Here is an 18,232-nt window from a genome sequence, read left to right on the forward strand (position 1 = left end):
ATGCCTACTTTTTTGCATAAAAAAATATACCTTGGGGGGATGGCTTTTGCTGTCCCCCCAAGATATATTATAGAGCCTCATTTTCTCTTTACATATATTTTTACATCAATCCATGCTCTTTTGCAATAGCCGTTACTTCTTCTGTTGTAAAGTTAGTAACTTCTGCAATCATTTCTAAAGATAATTGCTTACGTAACATCTGAATGACAACTTCAGTTTTACCTTCGACTACACCTTCTGCCCGACCCTCAGCTATACCTTCTTTCCAATATGCATAATGATCCATTGATAGCATTGAATATTCCTCCCTCCAAGCCTCACAATGTTTTGCTTCATCTACGGCACTTTCAATATCTCGTAGTAACTCATCTGATGCAGTTTGACCATCCACATAATCTAGGAACCGTTGTAACGGTTTTGAAATGTCATCTTTGGTGCCTTTCGTACTTAAAAACAACTTCGTCGCCCCATCATTTAAGAGGATATCATGATCTTCCATACAAATATTTTTAAAAGTATACTTATGCCGATTACCACTAAAAACAGGGAACGTACAAATAAAAATAATATACGAATCATTTAAGCTCATATACTTCTGACCTTTTTGCAAGTGATACATATCTAAAATACTTTGATAAAAACGTGTGCGCTTCACCAACTCTTCCATATCTTTGCTAGTTTGCATTTCGATATTGAGCACAGTTCCCTTATCATCATTCACATACACATCTAAGCGGATACTTTTCGTTTCCAAGCTCACATCCAGAGTTTTCTCCTCCTGGATGTAGACGATATCCTTAATAGAAATGTCTAATAAACGTTCCAGTACAGCTTTACAAATCGGTTTCTTTAACATAACCTTCTGAAAGATAAAATTGTCTTGAATAGTCAATTCATCGAATGATTTAATACGCATGCAATGCCTCTCTTTCATTCTTACTAAAAGTATACCACAATTACAAGGCAGGTCGGTAGATATATCTAGCCTCATATAAATACACTTCTCTATGAAAGTAGATTTCCCTAGAAAATTTCCTAACAGTGAATACTTTTCAGATAATTTTTGTAGTCCTATTCAAGTATTTTTATATCCCTGTAATGCAGCCAACACTTTCCCCTTATCTTGATAGCTCAAAAACTGCAAACTAATAGGAACTACATAAATGCCACCTGTATCTGTTTGGACATATAATGTTTTCCAATCTTCTCCTAATCCCATAATTCCTCGATAATGAACAAAGGTCAAGTATAGATTCGGTGCAAAAAATCGGTGAATCCGTTCTTTCACTAGTATAGGAGTTCGTTTGACAATAATTCCTTCTGTGGCAATGTACACTTCTATATCATCTTGTTGGTACATGCGAAGCAGCGCATAGACTGCCACGAAGGCACTTAATATAATCATCGTATGCCAACCATACCCTACTTCTCGATACAACACAAATCCATGATAAATCCCCCACACAGCTATCCCCGCATATAGCAACTGAAAGCCCCATATCATAACTGTAGAGTTATGTAGCTCTTCTTGGATAGTCCCACAGGGAAACATCTCTTCTACGTCTTCTCGTTTCATACTTTCTCCCAATATACAGATTGGGAAATAGTCACTACTATTTCCCAACATGTTCGTATGCATTTACACAACAATATGTCATTCCGATTCTACAGTACGATTAATTCTTAGAAGCGGCCTATTCTTCCATTCTTGCTCTGCCTGTTCATATTCTTCCTTCATTTTCTTATCATATACAGCTTTTTTAGTATCACGATCTGTTAACTGTTTTACTGTGTTCAAAAGTGATTTGGCCACTTCACTTCCCTCTGTATCCATGAAATAATCATAGTTTCTTCTGCCCACCACCACATTAGAACCAGGTGTATACAGTAATGCGTCTACAACTTTCACATCAGTAGACCCAAAGTACACTTTATAATGTACAACCTCCTGCCGAGGTTTGTTTATATTGATTTTAGCTACCCAAGCATCCGCTGTATCCCATTCTGCATCATAGGAAACTGTATTCACATCAAGTTTTAAAGTTTCAGTTGTGTCAGAATATAGCGACTGCCAACGTGGCTCATTAAAGTCTTTCCCATGTACTGTATGGAGAAGCCCTAACCATAGTACCATCCCTAATATCACTAGTTGTTTCATACGCTCTCCTTCATACAATTTCCATATCGGCAATGAGTATCTGTATTATATACATGAAGTCTGCTCTTATATTTTCTCAACAACAAACGGTTGGGAAATAGCATCCTACCATTTCCCAACTGTTCCTTTATATGCCAAATAGAGAGCCTAAAATACCACCAATGGTTGCCACACGATTACGTTTTTCAGCTTCTTTTTGTGCTGCTTTTTGTTTTTCCTCAAATGCTTTTTGCTCTTCTAAACGTTTTTGCTCTTCCACACGTTGCTCCTCTAATCTTCTTTGTGCTTCCTCTTCTCTTTCTTTTTTCAAAGTAGCTAATTTAGCATCACGACTTACAAGACCTTTGACAGCTAACAAAAGTGCTTCATCTCCACTACTTGGTGCTGGAGTCAATGATGTATTATAAAATACCTTGTTATACAGCGTCTCATCTGAACCTGTTCTATACACGTATAGTTTCTTTAAGATAATAACATTATTTTTAAAGTTTATTGTATAGTTTTGTAATCGCTGTTGTCTCTCTGCAGGATGTATCCACACAGCCCAAACATCTGCTGTATCACTAGCAGGATCATACGATATCGTATTCAAATCTATTTTTCCCGTATAGTTTGCATTGGAATAAAACCACTGCCACCGAGCCTCATTAAATTCCTTGGCACTAACTGTACTCAACAAACCTACCAATACCATTACCAACAGTAGTATCTTTTTCATAATAGAGTTCCTCCTCGTAAACACTGTACATACCTATGGTTACTATACTCATTACTCCTACTAAAAAAGATGTAATGAAACACAGCTCGTGCATTTCATTACATCTTAGTATTACTTACGTCGTAAGCCCATCGCTTCTTCTACACGAGCTAATGTTACATTCGCTACAGCAGCGGCTTTTTCAGCACCTTGTGTCAAAATTGTATCTAACTCAGGACTGTTGATTAATTCTGCATACCGTTCATGGATCGGTGTCATTGCTCCTACCAATAGATCTGCAATGTCACCTTTGAACGTTCCATAATTTTTGCCAGCATACATGCTTTCAATAGCCTCAAAGGAATCTCCTGTTAAGGCATTATAAATACTCATCAAATTGGAAATACCAGGCTGTTTTTCTTTATCGTAGCGCACGACCCCTTCAGAGTCAGTGGCAGCTTTTTTAATCTTCTTCACCACCACATCTGGCGTATCCAACAATCGGATTGTCGCCCAATTGTTATCATCGGACTTGCTCATTTTTTTCGTTGGATCTTGCAAGGACATAACACGAGCACCACCTACAGTAGTTTTAATTTCCGGCATAGCGAAGACTTCGCCGTATTTGAAATTGAAACGTTGCGCCAAGTCACGAGTTAACTCGATATGTTGACGTTGGTCATCCCCTACCGGCACATAGTTGGTTTGGTACAGTAAAATATCTGCCGCCATCAATGGTGGATATGTCAACAAACCAGCCGGGATGGTTTCCCCTTGTTTCGCCGATTTATCTTTGTACTGGGTCATACGCTCTAGCTCACCGATGGAGCTCAATGTTGTTAAAATCCATCCTAACTGTGCATGGGCAGGCACTTCAGATTGTACAAACAAAGTCACTTTGTTCGGGTCTAAGCCCACTGCCAAATATAAAGCAGCAAGGCTTCGAGTGTTATGGATTAAGTCCTTTGGATCTTGTGGTACTGTAATCGCATGTTGGTTTACGATACAGTAAAAACATTCATGGTCATCTTGGAATGTTAAGAAGTTACGAAGAGCTCCAAGGTAATTACCAATGGTCAACTCACCGCTAGGTTGTATTCCGGAAAATATAACAGACATAGTATCTCCTATTCTACGGTTACAGATTTCGCCAAGTTTCTTGGTTTATCTACATCAGCACCGCGAGTGATAGCTGCATAATAGGACAACAATTGCAATGGCACAACGGCTAAGATAGGCACTGTGAAAGCGTCAGTTTTTGGCACGAAGATAGTATGGTCAACATATTTCGCCAATTCTTCGTCACCTTTCATACCTACGCCGATTACGATAGCATCACGAGCTTTTACTTCTTTGATGTTGCTCATCATTTTTTCACGTACAGATTCTTGTGTTGCCAAGGCGATAACAGGAATGCCTTCTTCGATCAAGGCTAAGGTACCGTGTTTCAGTTCACCACCTGCATAGGCTTCTGCATGGATGTAAGAAATTTCTTTCAATTTCAAAGATCCTTCCATCGCTACAGCATAGTCGATTAAACGACCTAAGAAGAACGCATCTTCTTTGTAACCGTAGTGGTTGGCAAAGGCTTTGATTTCGTCTACATTTTCAAAGATTTCATGAGTCAATGTAGGCAATTCTTGTAAATTTGTTAAAATCTCATGTTTTACCGCTTCATCGATGCGACCATTCAATTGACCTAAGTACACAGCCAATAACAATAAAGCTACTAATTGTGTGGTGTACGCTTTTGTGGAAGCTACGGCGATTTCAGGGCCTGCCCATGTATAGATAACTTGATCCGCTTCACGAGATACAGCAGAACCTACTACGTTAGTAATACCTAACGATTTAGCACCTAAGCGTTTTGCCTCTTTTAAAGCAGATAATGTATCGCTAGTTTCACCAGATTGGCTGATAACGATGCATAAGGTATCTTCATCCGTTAATGGTGTACGGTAACGGTATTCAGAAGCGATATCTACTTCTACTGGAATACGAGCTAATTGCTCAATGTAGTATTTCGCTACTAACCCTGCATGATACGCCGTACCACACGCTGTAATCAAGATGCGTTTGATGCCTTTTACCATGTCTGGCGTCCAGTTTAACTCATCATACACAACTTCTGTAGCTTCTTTATTAATACGGCCACATAGAGTATCACGAATCGCTTTTGGTTGTTCGTAAATTTCTTTCAACATGAAATGTTCGTAGCCACCTTTTTCAGCCGCTTCTGCATTCCATGTGACATGGTAAATGTCTTTTTCTACTGGTTGGCCAGCGCGGTCAGTGATGGATACGCTATCTGGTGTAACAATAACAACTTCGTTGTCGTTAATGATATATGTTTCACGAGTGCGTTGAATAATAGCTGGGATGTCGGAAGCGATGAAATTTTCACCTTTACCCAAGCCTACTACCAATGGGTTATCTTTTTTGGTAGCAATGATTTTATTTGGTTCATCAGCGCAAACCATTACCAAAGAATAAGACCCTTCAATGCGTTCTAACATGCGACGAACAGTACTTTCAAAATTGCCATCGTACATATCGCTCAATAAGTGAGCTACTACTTCTGTATCTGTTTCAGATGTAAATTCAACACCTTTAGCCAATAATTCTTCTTTCAATGGCATATAATTTTCAATGATACCATTGTGAACTACGGCAAATTTGCCATCTGTGCTTGTGTGCGGGTGCGCATTCATATCGCTTGGACGACCATGGGTAGCCCAACGGGTATGACCGATACCAATATGACCTTGGTTAGGATCAGCTTTTACCACAGCTTCCAAATTCGCCAAACGGCCCATTTTCTTTTGTACTTTAATCACATTATTTTCGCCCACTACGGCAATCCCTGCAGAATCATATCCGCGGTACTCTAATTTCTCCAAACCTTCCAGCATAAAATCTGCTGCATTTTCAAATCCAATATATCCTACGATACCACACATGGTATATTCCTCCTTGATTAATTCATTTCTATTGCTTCTGAAAGTAGCCTTTGTGCACCTAGTTACCTTGGTGTTTTGCTCTACTTCTACGACGGAAGCTCGCCGAGAGGCATCCGCTGAATTTCGATACTCCTCTACCTCGTCCGCTGTGAAAGCTGTCTCTTTCCAGCGCTTGCGCTATTCGCCTGTACGAATTTGGTTCCTCCTTTGCATGTGTTTCGACAGTTCTGTTGATTATGCTTTCTCTTTTAAAAAAAGTCATAATCAGTAGTATTATACTTCATATGAGCCGTTACTGTAAAGAAATAAAGGAATTTATGTAAGGCAATATAATTTTGTCATACTATAATGATGCATAAATGTCCCTCACAACTAGCACAAAACTAATATAGAGGAACGCTGACCTGAGTGTGTCAACATTCCTCTATTCCACCATTATGCTATTAATCTAGTTGTGCATGTGTTCATCGCCGCAGTCGTATTGCATCTGTTGTACTATGGGTTCATCTATGGCAGTCCTATTGCATAAGATCTGAACTCCCTAATTCGTCTTATGAACCCGCCTTCCCCTTACGTCTCTTCTGTAATCATTCCATTACGACACAACAGTCGATGATTCCCTACTGCTGCTGCTTCTTCCTCACTATGAGTGACCCATAAACAAGGAATGCTCCACTCAGAGATGATAGCCACTAAGTCTTGTTGCAACTGTGCCCGTAAATTCACATCTAATGCCGTAAGCGGTTCATCTAAGATAAGTAACACTGGTTTGGAGTACAGTGCTCGTCCTAATGCCACCCTTTGTTGCTCCCCACCAGACAAGCCTTTGGCTTTCTTCTTGAGATGTGGTGTCAATCGCAATCGTTCCACAATATGATCGAATAACTCTGGAGACCCTTGTTTGCTGTACCGGATATTTTCCTCTACAGTCATATGAGGAAACACAATATTACCCTGCGGCATATAGCCAATGTGTCGTTCTTGGGTAGGCGTGACCTTTCCCTTTTTGAACCATACTACATCATTGGCTATAATCTTACCTTCTTTCGGTGTCAACAGTCCACACAGAGCTTTCAAAAAGGTAGATTTTCCACTCCCAGAGGGTCCCATTAATGTGGTTATCCCTTCTCGCAAGGTCCCTTGGGCTTTCACCTTAAAGGTTCCTCGTTCTATAACAATATCAAAGAAAATCATAGTACCTCCTTACCGATTTGAGAAGAGGGAACCTTTGGTTAGACCTTGAATGGCCCACACAAGCCCCAATGTTAAGATACAAATATAAACTACAAGTTCAAAGGCCCCACTGTAATCACCAAATTCTACGAGAGAATAAATAGCTAATGGCATTGTTCTCGTCACACCTGGAATATTTCCAGCAATCAATATGGTAGCACCAAATTCTCCTAAGCCACGGGCAAAACACAAGATGGACCCGCTAAGGATTCCCTTCCATGCCAAAGGCAGTGAAATTGTCCAAAACACACGAAATTCCGAGGTCCCCAAAGTGCGAGCTACATCTTCCATGTCTCGATCGATAGCAGCCAGCGCTGTTCGCACCGACTGATAGAAGAGGGGAAAGCTGACCACTGCCGATGCAATGATTGCCCCTAACTTAGAGAATACCACTCGAATACCGTGAGCCTCTAGCCAAGCTCCAAAGGCATTGCCAGGAGAAAATATGATAAGCAATACGAAGCCCAATACCACCGGAGGCAATACTAAGGGCAATGTAAAGAAGGAATCAATCAGGGATTTTCCTGGGAATGAATATCGCTTCATTACATAGGTAAGACTGAGTCCCACCACCACATTGATGAGAAGCGCTAAAAATGCGACTTCGATAGATAACTGTAAAGCTATCATTGTTGAGCCGGTTCAGCGAAGCCCCATTTAGCTAATACTTCGCTAGCCTCTTTGCTTGTTAGGTACGCATAGAAATCTTCTGTTAATTTATTTTGGTTCTTTTTCACGATACCAATTGGATATTCAATAGGTGCATGTAATTTCGCATCTACAGTAGCAGAAATATCTACTTTGTCTTTCAATGCCAACGCATCTGTTTTATATACAAACCCTACATCAGCTGCACCTTCCGCAATGTACGCACCGACTGCTTTTACGTCTTTCGCAAATACGATGTTAGGTTCTACTGTATCCCAAAGATTCGCTTTTGTTAAAGATTCTTTTGCATATTTACCAGCTGGTACTGTTTCTACCGTACCGATAGCTACGCGTTTTGCATTCGCAACATTGTCTAATGTCACAGCCTCTTTACCTTTTGGCACGATCATTACCAATGTGTTTGCTACGAATGGGCGAATATTATCCATTAAACCTTTTTCATTTAATTGATCCATATTCTTTTTGTTCGCAGAAATAAAGATACTGGATGGTGCACCTTCTTCGATTTGTTGACGTAATGTGCCAGAACCTGCATAGACAATATTTACTTGTTCAGGTTTTAAGTTATGCTTTTTCACATAGTCTGCTTTTAACTCTTCCAACGCCCCTTGCATACTAGCTGCTGCAGATACAGTAATCGTTTCTGTTGTGGATGGTGCTGTAGACGATGTATCCCCTTGTCCACCGCAACCTGCTAATGCCAACATGCCTGCCATCATTAAACCTACTAACCAATTTCGCTTCATCATGATATCCTCCCTTTAAAAATATATAATAGAAGCTTACTACATAATTTTATTATACTTCATGTGTCACAATAATGAAATGACTTTGCTTACATATGATACAATAAATATGACAACTAGATTACCTAAGGAGTGTTTTATGGAATTATTTTTTCACATCATACTGACAAGTATTGTCCCCATCTTATTACTCACCCTCATGGGCGTTCTATTAGATCGATGGTTCCACCTCGATTTGCGAACATTGAGTAAACTTAATTTTTATCTATTCTTACCCGCCTATATTTTGAAATCATTTTATGTCACGGATTTAAACAGTGAAAGCTTCGAAATATTCGCCTGCGCTCTTATTATCTTATTTGCTAATAGTTTACTCGCTGGCATCGTAGCCAAATGGCAAGGCTATGGTATGGGAAAAACAGAAATTGTGCGCAACGCTACTATGTTTTCTAACATTGGTAACCTTGGTGTTGCTCTTGGTACCTTTGTCTTTGCCAACGATCCGTACATCATCGACGGAGCCACTCCCTATTTACATGATGGTGTCATTGCTATTATTGCTACCTTTATTATCCAAACTATTTTCTGCAATTCTCTTGGCTTCTACCAGGCTGGTAAAGGAAAACTCACTACACGCGATTCAATTCGCACTATATTGCATATTCCCATCATTTACTGTGTGCCTTTATCTATATTAGCGCATTACTATAGCCCTATCGACCTTACACAAACCATCATATGGGGCCCTCTCGACATATTTGGCCGCTGCTTTGTAGGGGCTGCTATGCTAACCTTAGGGGTACAACTCAATCGTACACCTTGGAACTTTCTAAAAAAAGATGTGCTCATCACATCTGCATTACGATTAATTGTAGGCCCTATCGTAGCTCTCGCTGTAGTATTACCCATTACTATGTATTACATGCCACTACAAGCCATTGCAGCGCAAAGTATTATCATTGCCTACGCCGTACCATCAGCGGTCAATACAGCCCTCATGGCAGTAGAAATGAATAACCACCCTGAACTGGCTACTCAAATTGTATTAGCCACCACGGTGTTGTCTTCTTTTACAATGCCACTGGCTATTTTGTTGGCATACTACGTATTCCCCTTATAACTAACAACCTTATACATTCATTCACTTGCTATATATAGACAAACTCATACAGATACATGCAATGAATGACGTTAGATATTTAGAAAAAACTATCCCATACTGTGTCAATACAGTATAGGATAGTTTTTTTACATGCAAAAAGGGCTGCTATTGCAGCCCTTTCACATCGTATTATTTTATTGATGGCCTACATGTTCTAAGCCCTGGCGAATCAAAACGATAACGTGGTCATCATTCAAACGATACCAAGCCGTTTTACCTTCTTTTCTAAAGGTTACGAGTCTTGCTTGACGCAATACACGCAACTGATGAGATATAGCCGATTGGCCCATATCCATCGCATCTGCAATTTCAGTGACACACATTTCTTTCTGAAGCAGATGTCTAACAATACGCAAGCGCGTTGGATCACCTAGGACCTTAAATAGTTCAGCTAACAATTGTGTTTCCAACTCTTGTTGATTTGTTTCCATCTTAACCTCGCTATCATAACAATTATACGACACTATTCCTTACCATTTGATGTTTCTATTATATCATCTTTTTTCGGTTCTGTATCGCCAATTTTTTCTAATAATACTCGAGAATCCTTTTCTTGATCCACTACACTTTCAGGAACGGCTAATTCTAAAGGTACACCTTTGGCATACACCCCTGTCATAACACCATATCCATCTTTAATTTTAAGTGTCCCAATCAAGGTTCCTTTATAATTCGTATAAAATTTGCTATCTACTTTTGTGAGATCTACTTTCACACGATTGAAAGGTATAGCAAATTCCACCACCCCATGGTCAAAATGCTTGACTCTGGCCCGAATATACTCTTGCTCTGTAGGCTTCACATCAGTAGCCCCCACAACTTGCAATATACCTGTAGGTTTTGGCGTAACCAGTACATATACTTCATGACCTTCTTCAGGAATATCCTTCCCTTGCCAATTCGCATAAGACCCTAAGAACTCTACATCTAAATAATCCGATGGAACCCATCCCAGATGTCGGCTTACTTTGACAGGCCACTGATACTCGGCCCCACCTTGAAATAAAGTAGTATATCGTTGCTGAATATAAAACTGACTCAAGACCGCCGCAATCACAGCAAGTCCAAAGAAGATCCACTTTTTCATTCCTTTCATAGATCCTCCTTCCTTGTGACTTCCTCTGTATCTGTAGCGGAAGTAGACGTTTCTGCTGAATACGCTGCATCCATATCAGATGTAGACAATGCCTCTACTTGGTGTTGTACTTGACGAATCCGTTGATTTGCTACGGATCGTTGTTGGCCTTTTCGCCATAAATATACCGCATTGATGCCCAAGACAACCAGGCCTAGTACCAAGAATGACACGCCTCTTTCAATAAACGTAAAGCTAGGGTCAAAAAAACGTGCCCCAAACATAGCAATTAATGTCACTACCGCACCATTTAATAAGCTCATCTTTTTAACCATGGTCCCTCTGATAAAGGTTCCCAAGGCTGCGATTAAAATATAAGCATTAAACAAGATCGATGTAACAATAGGTGTGGCTCCTGATACAGCTAGGATATATCCACCAAATACTGTAAACGGTATAAACCCAATACAGGCCTCAATGCGTCGCCCTACTAGTAGTCGGCGTAACAGTGTTCCTGCAAAAAATAAACTGCACACCATGAGCACCCAAATCCACCATGCCATGGTACTGTCTGCGATACGAATCCATGTTCCAATATACGTGCCCTCTACAATCGTATAGAGCATCGCAATGGCACCAACACCTTTGCAAGGAAGCGCCAATAAAGCAATTCGTTTTTCCAATGTACCTAGAGCATACGTAACGGCCGCTAATACACTAATAAAGAACAGGTTCATCTGTGGTTCATAGGTAGAAAGGATGAAAAAGGTCTCTCCAAAGATAGCTCCAATAAAAGCCCAAGCCACCCACATCAACAATGGATCTGTATTCGTTTGATTTTGCTCAAACCTTCGTAGGAAGTAGGGTACTGCAAGCACCAATAAACCACCTACTGCTAAGGGCCCTACCCAAGCATTTAAGGCATGGTTCGAGAAACTCCACCCCAATACACCGATGAGATAAAAAATCATACCTACACCTGAGTTCAGGATGTAGATGATCGGCAACGAGCAACATAAGATAATCAGCACATAGAGTCCGATATGTTCTCCTGTGTAATATGTGTCTGCCACTAGAAAAGTAGCCGTCGTCAATACTCCCATATAAATGAGCGTAATCACTTCTGCTGCTACACTAGCAGGCTTTGCTTTCCATACACCAAAAGCTGCTACCACCATAGACAGAAGTAACATCGCTAACGACCAATCAAAACGTCCATTAGGGGAAAATCCATACCAATATCCCGCAAACAAGAGGATAATACCCAATACAATGAGCATGGCTCCGCCTAGTACAGTGATGAGTCGCGTCCAAGACGGTCCTTCTTTTGGAATATACCCATACTTGAGTTGCAACTGTTGACTTTGTTCCTCTGTAATAAGTCCATCTGCTTTCCACTGTGCTAGTTCCTCATGAAGCCAACGTATATGTTTTACATTCATAAGCCTCTCCATAGAAAAAGGCTTTGCTCCTAGAACAAAGCCTTATATCCTATTATTTAACAATCAATACCGGACATGTGGAATGACTGGTTACATAACTACTTACGCTACCCATAAACAAGCCTTTCAATGGCCCCAATCCACGGCTCCCCATAACAATTAAATCTGCATCATATTTTTTAGCTACCGCTAATACAGCAGGTCCAGGAGAACCTACTTCAAAGACACATTTTACTTTCATATCTGCTGGCACATCTGCTGCCACTTCGCCCAAGATTTTTTTGCCAGTTTCTTCCATATCTTCTGCAATTTGCTCAGACACATAGCCACCACTAATTGGAGTTTGGTCAAAGTTAGAAATTGCGGATACAATATTTGCTACATGCACTAAAATCAATTCTGCATCATTACGTTTCACGATTGCCAACGCATGCTCTAACGCTCTTTTACCATTTTCCGATCCATCTGCAGGAACAATTATTTTTTTATATTCCACCATAGTAAGACCTCCTCCATATATTCATACATTACTATGTAATATCCCTATATCATGTATATTCGACATAGTCTTGAAAATTCCTTTTCTGCACTCTTATTGTCTCACAAAATTCTAATCTTCGCAAATGAAACTTGCAGTAGGATGATATCTTTATGGTGTTCTTTATCTGCTAGCTAGCAAAGGGAAGACCGTGGCACACCTCTCCACAAACTGATACTCCGTTAGGTTTGCTCCAAGGTATGCCACGTTTACATTATTTTCCTCAACGTTATAAGGAATAACTCATAAAAGCGTATAACCTTATTTTAGTCGAATTAACGACAATAAAATAGCTCCAATGATTGGGGAGATGGACAATGCCATTAGTGCTGTTTGGTAATTGCCTGTAGCTGTTAATACTGTGGATAATATGATCGGTGCTGTAAAGGCTCCTATTTGGTTAAACAAGTTCACGAATCCTGCCGTAGTGCCTCGTAGTTCTGGCGGTGCGGCTTGGATAATGATCGCATTTGTAAGAGGGCTATACATGAACGCTCCCATACCTAATAGAGGCGCCGTAATATACAACATATCTGGATTGCTTGTATTGGCAAATATCAACAATGCTGGGGAGAATAAGAACATAACGATAGCCGCTAAATAGTTTCTCGGCAAAGATATTCTGTCAGAAATAAATCCGATGGTTGGTTTTGCAATCACTGCAGCGATGCCATAGAGACTCATGATCGCTCCCGCAAAGATTGGTGTGACATGCAATTGTTTCACTAAATACAAGTTAGCCCAAGTGGTCACACCCCAAGTGGTACCTGTTGCGAAAAATCCCATCACTGCTAACAATAAAATGTTGCGATTCGTTCCTACAAAACGTAAACTTTGTGCTAACGACATGGACTGCTGCTCTGTTCCCTCTGTTTCTGCTGTGCTGTTCTTTCTGAAAGCTTGCACTTCTTTCACCGTAAATAACGCCAAGAAAAACACTACCAAAGGTAATAAAGCAGTAATTAAAAATGCCATTTGCCAACCGTAATTAACCGCTACATACGGTGCATATCCGTTGACTACGGTAATTCCAAAGGATGTACAGCTCATAAAAATACCAACAGCTGTACCACGTTGTTCTGCACTAAAGTGCTCTCCTATAGCTTTCAAACAAGCAGATTGCACTGGCCCTGATACAATTCCTAAAAGAAACCGCAATATTAAGCCATATTCATAGCTTTGTACGGTACTCATGAGCCCCGTTACAATCGCCATCGCCACTAAACTACCTAAAATTGACTTGCGATATCCAAATCGATCCGCTAATAATCCACCAGGCAATACTGTCAAGGCATATCCAAAGTAGAAAGCTGTCAAATACGACGTACCTTGCTGCGCCGTAAATTGCAACGCTTCATTTACAATAGGCATCAAAGATGACCATGACAAGCGCATCACAAAACTTAATAAAAAAGTTAACCACAACGTGAGCAATATCCCCGTTTGTGTAAGAGTAAATCCTTTCTTCATACCATACCTCCTATGGCGTACTTCAAATCATATTCTGTAATATGCATACGATTATAACATATGTGACATGATTTTACATTAAATATATATCACATTGTAATTGACAAACACTCTACTTCAATGATAGACTATTACTAGTTTTTATATTTGGAGAGGTGTCCGAGTGGTTTAAGGAGCTGGTCTTGAAAACCAGTGACTCCGCAAGGGGCCGTGGGTTCGAATCCCACCCTCTCCGCCACAATACGCTGTTACCCATTGGGTAGCAGCTTTTTACTTTCCCCCATAGAATCGCAGTTATACGTAGCAGCCTCGCGGCGTTCCTTATTATCTACATTACACAAATACGAGAAGAGCACGGTGTGATCCCCACTGAGCACCCTCCCGAAAGAACAGCACAAACCTACCTCTTCTCTTTGTCACATTCTTTCACTACCAAGTATCATCTATAGTAAAGAGAGCGATATACTCCGAAGCAAACCTAACGCTAGTATCAGTTTGTGGAGGAGTATGTCGCTCTCTTTCCCCCGTAGAATCGTAGTTGTGCGTAGTAGCCTCGTGGCATCCCTTACTATCTACATGACACAAATACGAGAAGAGCACGGTGTGCCCCGAACAAACATTATGAAATACCGTTTGTGAGGGGGATACCGTGCTCTTCCTTTTGCCCTATCCAGTTAAGAATGCCACAGGCTACATAGCGGAGCAAGATTAGTCTTTAAGACCTTGATTCCCAAGTCCTGTTTTACGGAAGATAGCAAAGATAACACTCAATACAATCGCTGTTACTGTTGCCAATCCCATACCTTGTAATACTACTGGGCCAATTGCTAATTTAGCATTGCTAAGACCTACTACTAATACGATAGAGGATAAAATTAAGTTAGTAGATTTTGTATAATCAACTTTACGTTCTACAAGCATACGCAATCCAGATGCCGCAATAATGCCGAATAACAAGATACTTACGCCACCCATAACTGGTACTGGAATAGCATGAATCAATGCTGCCACTTTACCAATGAAGGAGAACAAGATTGCAAGCACTGCTGCACCAGCGATAACATAGGTACTGTATACACGAGTGATTGCCATAACACCAATGTTTTCACCATATGTTGTATTCGGTGTAGCCCCAAATAGACCCGATAAAACATTGGATATACCATCAGCAAATAGAGAACGACTCAAGCCTGGTTCTTTCATCAAATCACGACCAATGATATTACTTGTTACCACAATATGACCAACGTGCTCTGCAAAAACAACGAATAAAGCAGGCATAATCATCAAGATTGCATTGATATTAAATTCTGGCTCATAAAAATGTGGGAAGGCAAACCATGCTGCATTTTCTACACCACTGAAATCTACCACCCCCATAATAGCTGCTGCTACATAACCAGAAACAACACCAATTAATACAGGGATGACTGCAAAGAATCCACGGAATAATACGGTACCCAAGATTGTCACACTTAAGGAGAACAATGATAAGAATAATGCTTGTTCATGAGTCATACCAAAGGTTTGCCATTGATCCCCGATGATACCTGCCATGCCCATAGCTACTGGTGCTACTTCTAAACCAATAACCGCTACAATAGCACCCATCGCTGCTGGCGGGAACAATACATCAATCCATTTGATACCGATGAATTTCACCAATAATGCCAACAGCATAAAGGAGATACCAAATGCAATGAAACCACCTTGTGCAGCGCCATAGCTCATGCCAGAGGCTACGACAGCGCTCACAGGGCCAATAAAGGCAAAGCTAGATCCTAAGTAGGAAGGAATCTTTCCTTGGCAAATCAATACGTATAAAATCGTACCGATACCATTCATAAATAAAGAAGTAGCTGGATCTACTTTCAACAAAAATGGTACGAGTACAGTGGCCCCAAACATAGCAAATAAATGTTGGAAACTAAGTGGTAATAACTTAGCCAACGAAGGGCGTTCGTGAACATCAATAAAATCTTTCATTGTTCATCTCTTTCTGTGCGAATCGCACGTTAACTACTACGACCGAGGTTGGAATCGATGCCTTGTTTCTTCACCAATAGATGGTAATGGTTGCGTCGTTCCAATTTTTTTGCGAGCATACTCATTACGGCGCGCAATATTTAATAATATTCCCACAGCAGCAAAGTTCGTCACCAGCGAAGATCCACCATAACTGATAAATGGCAATGGTACCCCTGTAACCGGCGTCACACCTGCGACCATGGCGATATTAAAAAATGCTTGTAAAATAATAAAAAATGTTAATCCTGTTGCCAATACTTGTCCAAAGAAATCTCTCGAATGGCGAGCTATAGAGAGTCCATAGCGAGCAAAGAGTAAGAATAGGAAAATGACGAAAACTACGCCTAGCAATCCTGTCTCTTGGGCCCATATGGAAAATGCAAAGTCTGTATGGGCTTCTGGTAGATAGTTATACTTAGAAATCCCTTTGGTAATTCCTTCCCCAAACAGTCCCCCTAAAGACACACTCAATATACTCTGCGTCACTTGATAACCCGTAGCGGTTGAGTCTGACCATGGGTCGATATAGGCAGTCAATCGTTTCAGCCGGTATTCTTTAAACACCGAGCCCACAATGAAAAGAACAATTCCTAAGGCTCCGATTCCCCATAGATACTTATAATGCTTTTTATAAAATCCTACACAAGCTGCCATAATAACGGGAAAGCCTATAATCAATATAGATGTACCCATATCTGGTTGCAGCATGGTCAATACTACATAGATAAAAGGAACCACTGTAAACGCTGGTAATAAAAGATCTACTTGCCAAGTGCCAGGTTTTCCCGTCACACCTTGGTAGAGTGCATTGATTCTATCCACCATGCGTCCCCACCATTGTCTAACTCCTTGGAGTCGTCCAGATTGTCCCCAATTGTAGTATTCATACAAGTGAATGGTATCATGTTTTTTCACATGCCTGTCCAATGTATAGGCGGCCCAAATGATAGCCCCTAACTTAGCAAACTCTGAGGGCTGTAATGTTAATCCTCCTGGCAAACCAATCCACCGCTGTGCCCCATTGGCACCATGTCCAATGCCTGGTATGAAGATGGCTATCATGAGGATACAAATCCCAATAAACAGCCATTTTTGCACCTTCCACCGCAACCATTTTCTATAATCAATCCGATAAAAGATAATACCAAATATGGCACCTACCGCCAAAAAGGCAATTTGCTTTCCTAATGATTTCACAAAGGGTCCCCAGTCTCCACCATGTAGTGTACTGGTATAGGTGGCACTGTATCCATTGACAAAGCCAATGATGACAATCAGCACCACTGGAAAAAGCAATCCTTGTGCATCATGCTTAAAGAGAGTCTTTAGAAAAGCACTAATTTGCTGTAATCTGTATAACAATGGGGATGTACTATTATTTGTCTCCTGCATCAGTTATGTCACTTCCTTTAGCTGGCTTAATCGCCTCTAAGCGGAAAATTGGTTGCCCTTTGGCGCTGAATTTTTCTTCATATTCAGTACGTACATTGGGAGTATCTGTACTATGTAAATCATAACTTACATTTTTTAATGTCCAACCAGAATTTTCAAATTCTTCTAATGAGAACATGAATAAGCCTTCATTATCTGTTTTAAAATGGATTTCTCCATTTTCTTTCAACAATCGAGCATAGCGATCTAAAAATGTATGATAGGTCAATCTACGTTTCGCATGTTTTGCTTTCGGCCATGGATCACAGAAGTTAATATAGAATCGATCTACTTCTCCTGGTGCCACTACCTCTTCAATACCTGCAATATCGAATAAGCTCACCTTTCCATTCGTAGCTTTTTGTTCATATAACTTTTGTGCCGCATAATAGAGCACGCCAATTTGTACTTCAAATCCTACAAAATTTGCTTCTGGATGGGCTTCACACATACCGGAAATAAACTTTCCTTTTCCCGTTCCCAGTTCCATATATAAAGGTTTTGTAGGGTCTTCAAAACTTTCACGCCATTTTCCCTTGAAAACTTCGTGATTCTCTAGTACAGTATACTTATCATATTCTAGAATCGCTTCATCAATCCACGGTTTCCTACGTAAACGCATA

General features: G+C 40.4%; 18 protein-coding genes and 1 tRNA gene. 2 read left to right on the plus strand and 17 right to left on the minus strand.

Translation table 11 applies throughout. The features are described from left to right. Positions 1-100 precede the first annotated feature (100 nt). The 9 genes from EO122_RS06630 to modA all read right to left on the minus strand — a co-directional run bounded on the left by EO122_RS06630 (position 101) and on the right by modA (position 8,463). The gene (locus EO122_RS06630) at positions 101-916 is read right to left on the minus strand and encodes an Rpn family recombination-promoting nuclease/putative transposase (protein ID WP_164725982.1); all 816 of its coding nucleotides are present in this window, start codon (positions 914-916) and stop codon (positions 101-103) included. A gap of 159 nt (positions 917-1,075) precedes the next feature. Then, positions 1,076-1,576 (minus strand): hypothetical protein, encoded by a 501-nt coding sequence (locus tag EO122_RS06635; protein ID WP_127009897.1) that lies wholly within the window; start codon positions 1,574-1,576, stop codon positions 1,076-1,078. A gap of 78 nt (positions 1,577-1,654) precedes the next feature. Further along, positions 1,655-2,158, minus strand: coding sequence for a hypothetical protein (locus EO122_RS06640; protein ID WP_127009898.1), 504 nt, complete (start codon positions 2,156-2,158; stop codon positions 1,655-1,657). Between the two features lie 127 nt (positions 2,159-2,285). Next, the gene (locus EO122_RS06645; RefSeq protein WP_127009899.1) at positions 2,286-2,876 is read right to left on the minus strand and encodes a hypothetical protein; all 591 of its coding nucleotides are present in this window, start codon (positions 2,874-2,876) and stop codon (positions 2,286-2,288) included. Between the two features lie 111 nt (positions 2,877-2,987). Beyond that, the gene (gene trpS, locus EO122_RS06650) at positions 2,988-3,974 is read right to left on the minus strand and encodes a tryptophan--tRNA ligase (protein ID WP_127009900.1); all 987 of its coding nucleotides are present in this window, start codon (positions 3,972-3,974) and stop codon (positions 2,988-2,990) included. 8 nt (positions 3,975-3,982) lie between these two features. Beyond that, complete coding sequence (gene glmS / locus EO122_RS06655; RefSeq protein ID WP_126937100.1) at positions 3,983-5,815, minus strand: glutamine--fructose-6-phosphate transaminase (isomerizing); 1,833 nt, start codon at positions 5,813-5,815, stop codon at positions 3,983-3,985. 570 nt (positions 5,816-6,385) lie between these two features. Beyond that, on the minus strand, positions 6,386-7,009 hold the full coding sequence (locus tag EO122_RS06660; protein ID WP_127009901.1) for an ATP-binding cassette domain-containing protein: 624 nt from the start codon (positions 7,007-7,009) through the stop codon (positions 6,386-6,388). Between the two features lie 9 nt (positions 7,010-7,018). After that, positions 7,019-7,678 (minus strand): molybdate ABC transporter permease subunit, encoded by a 660-nt coding sequence (gene modB, locus EO122_RS06665; RefSeq protein ID WP_127009902.1) that lies wholly within the window; start codon positions 7,676-7,678, stop codon positions 7,019-7,021. Further along, positions 7,675-8,463 (minus strand): molybdate ABC transporter substrate-binding protein, encoded by a 789-nt coding sequence (gene modA / locus EO122_RS06670; RefSeq protein ID WP_127009935.1) that lies wholly within the window; start codon positions 8,461-8,463, stop codon positions 7,675-7,677. The genes modB and modA overlap by 4 nt, the downstream gene beginning before the upstream one ends. A 139-nt stretch (positions 8,464-8,602) precedes the next feature. On the opposite strand from modA, the gene EO122_RS06675 reads away from it, so the two are divergent. Beyond that, positions 8,603-9,583: an AEC family transporter gene (locus EO122_RS06675; RefSeq protein ID WP_127009903.1), complete on the plus strand. Its 981-nt coding sequence runs from the start codon at positions 8,603-8,605 to the stop codon at positions 9,581-9,583. Positions 9,584-9,759: 176 nt separating this feature from the next. On the opposite strand, the gene EO122_RS06680 is transcribed toward EO122_RS06675, so the two are convergent. The 5 genes from EO122_RS06680 to EO122_RS06700 form a co-directional block, all read right to left on the minus strand. Further along, positions 9,760-10,056: a metalloregulator ArsR/SmtB family transcription factor gene (locus EO122_RS06680; RefSeq protein WP_126937104.1), complete on the minus strand. Its 297-nt coding sequence runs from the start codon at positions 10,054-10,056 to the stop codon at positions 9,760-9,762. Positions 10,057-10,088: 32 nt separating this feature from the next. Beyond that, entirely contained in the window at positions 10,089-10,721 is a 633-nt protein-coding gene (locus EO122_RS06685; protein ID WP_240632674.1) for a hypothetical protein, read from the minus strand. Continuing rightward, positions 10,718-12,142, minus strand: coding sequence for a DUF2157 domain-containing protein (locus EO122_RS06690; RefSeq protein ID WP_164725983.1), 1,425 nt, complete (start codon positions 12,140-12,142; stop codon positions 10,718-10,720). Before EO122_RS06690 ends, EO122_RS06685 begins: the two co-directional genes overlap by 4 nt. A 52-nt stretch (positions 12,143-12,194) precedes the next feature. Next, positions 12,195-12,641: a universal stress protein gene (locus EO122_RS06695; protein WP_126937107.1), complete on the minus strand. Its 447-nt coding sequence runs from the start codon at positions 12,639-12,641 to the stop codon at positions 12,195-12,197. A 300-nt stretch (positions 12,642-12,941) separates the two neighbouring features. Next, positions 12,942-14,150 carry an MFS transporter gene (locus tag EO122_RS06700; RefSeq protein ID WP_127009905.1) on the minus strand — a complete coding sequence of 403 codons (1,209 nt, stop codon included), beginning with the start codon at positions 14,148-14,150 and terminating at the stop codon, positions 12,942-12,944. A 149-nt stretch (positions 14,151-14,299) separates the two neighbouring features. On the opposite strand from EO122_RS06700, the gene EO122_RS06705 reads away from it, so the two are divergent. After that, positions 14,300-14,388: transfer RNA gene (locus tag EO122_RS06705), tRNA-Ser, on the plus strand. Positions 14,389-14,858: 470 nt separating this feature from the next. On the opposite strand, the gene uraA is transcribed toward EO122_RS06705, so the two are convergent. Genes uraA through trmB form a run of 3 tightly spaced genes read right to left on the minus strand, consistent with a single transcriptional unit; the run spans position 14,859 to position 18,231 of the window. Then, positions 14,859-16,136, minus strand: a complete 1,278-nt coding sequence (gene uraA, locus EO122_RS06710; RefSeq protein ID WP_127009906.1) for a uracil permease — start codon at positions 16,134-16,136, stop codon at positions 14,859-14,861. A gap of 36 nt (positions 16,137-16,172) precedes the next feature. Next, on the minus strand, positions 16,173-17,570 hold the full coding sequence (locus EO122_RS06715; protein WP_127009907.1) for an FtsW/RodA/SpoVE family cell cycle protein: 1,398 nt from the start codon (positions 17,568-17,570) through the stop codon (positions 16,173-16,175). Then, positions 17,554-18,231 carry a tRNA (guanosine(46)-N7)-methyltransferase TrmB gene (gene trmB / locus EO122_RS06720; protein ID WP_127009908.1) on the minus strand — a complete coding sequence of 226 codons (678 nt, stop codon included), beginning with the start codon at positions 18,229-18,231 and terminating at the stop codon, positions 17,554-17,556. The genes EO122_RS06715 and trmB overlap by 17 nt, the downstream gene beginning before the upstream one ends. Between the last annotated feature and the right edge of the window lies 1 nt (position 18,232).

Source organism: Veillonella sp. CHU110 (assembly GCF_003992255.1).
GTDB lineage: Bacteria > Bacillota > Negativicutes > Veillonellales > Veillonellaceae > F0422.

What these genes read in the sequence shown, in the direction of transcription:
- uraA (WP_127009906.1), bottom strand. Translation starts at nt 16,136, where the DNA reads ATGAAAGATTTTATTGATGTTCACGAACGCCCTTCGTTGGCTAAGTTA.
- EO122_RS06635 (WP_127009897.1), bottom strand. Translation starts at nt 1,576, where the DNA reads ATGAAACGAGAAGACGTAGAAGAGATGTTTCCCTGTGGGACTATCCAA.
- EO122_RS06645 (WP_127009899.1), bottom strand. Translation starts at nt 2,876, where the DNA reads ATGAAAAAGATACTACTGTTGGTAATGGTATTGGTAGGTTTGTTGAGT.
- EO122_RS06690 (WP_164725983.1), bottom strand. Translation starts at nt 12,142, where the DNA reads ATGAATGTAAAACATATACGTTGGCTTCATGAGGAACTAGCACAGTGG.
- glmS (WP_126937100.1), bottom strand. Translation starts at nt 5,815, where the DNA reads ATGTGTGGTATCGTAGGATATATTGGATTTGAAAATGCAGCAGATTTT.
- trpS (WP_127009900.1), bottom strand. Translation starts at nt 3,974, where the DNA reads ATGTCTGTTATATTTTCCGGAATACAACCTAGCGGTGAGTTGACCATT.
- EO122_RS06695 (WP_126937107.1), bottom strand. Translation starts at nt 12,641, where the DNA reads ATGGTGGAATATAAAAAAATAATTGTTCCTGCAGATGGATCGGAAAAT.
- EO122_RS06640 (WP_127009898.1), bottom strand. Translation starts at nt 2,158, where the DNA reads ATGAAACAACTAGTGATATTAGGGATGGTACTATGGTTAGGGCTTCTC.
- EO122_RS06675 (WP_127009903.1), top strand. Translation starts at nt 8,603, where the DNA reads ATGGAATTATTTTTTCACATCATACTGACAAGTATTGTCCCCATCTTA.
- EO122_RS06685 (WP_240632674.1), bottom strand. Translation starts at nt 10,721, where the DNA reads ATGAAAGGAATGAAAAAGTGGATCTTCTTTGGACTTGCTGTGATTGCG.
- modB (WP_127009902.1), bottom strand. Translation starts at nt 7,678, where the DNA reads ATGATAGCTTTACAGTTATCTATCGAAGTCGCATTTTTAGCGCTTCTC.
- trmB (WP_127009908.1), bottom strand. Translation starts at nt 18,231, where the DNA reads ATGCGTTTACGTAGGAAACCGTGGATTGATGAAGCGATTCTAGAATAT.
- EO122_RS06715 (WP_127009907.1), bottom strand. Translation starts at nt 17,570, where the DNA reads ATGCAGGAGACAAATAATAGTACATCCCCATTGTTATACAGATTACAG.
- EO122_RS06680 (WP_126937104.1), bottom strand. Translation starts at nt 10,056, where the DNA reads ATGGAAACAAATCAACAAGAGTTGGAAACACAATTGTTAGCTGAACTA.
- EO122_RS06630 (WP_164725982.1), bottom strand. Translation starts at nt 916, where the DNA reads ATGCGTATTAAATCATTCGATGAATTGACTATTCAAGACAATTTTATC.
- EO122_RS06700 (WP_127009905.1), bottom strand. Translation starts at nt 14,150, where the DNA reads ATGAAGAAAGGATTTACTCTTACACAAACGGGGATATTGCTCACGTTG.
- modA (WP_127009935.1), bottom strand. Translation starts at nt 8,463, where the DNA reads ATGAAGCGAAATTGGTTAGTAGGTTTAATGATGGCAGGCATGTTGGCA.
- EO122_RS06660 (WP_127009901.1), bottom strand. Translation starts at nt 7,009, where the DNA reads ATGATTTTCTTTGATATTGTTATAGAACGAGGAACCTTTAAGGTGAAA.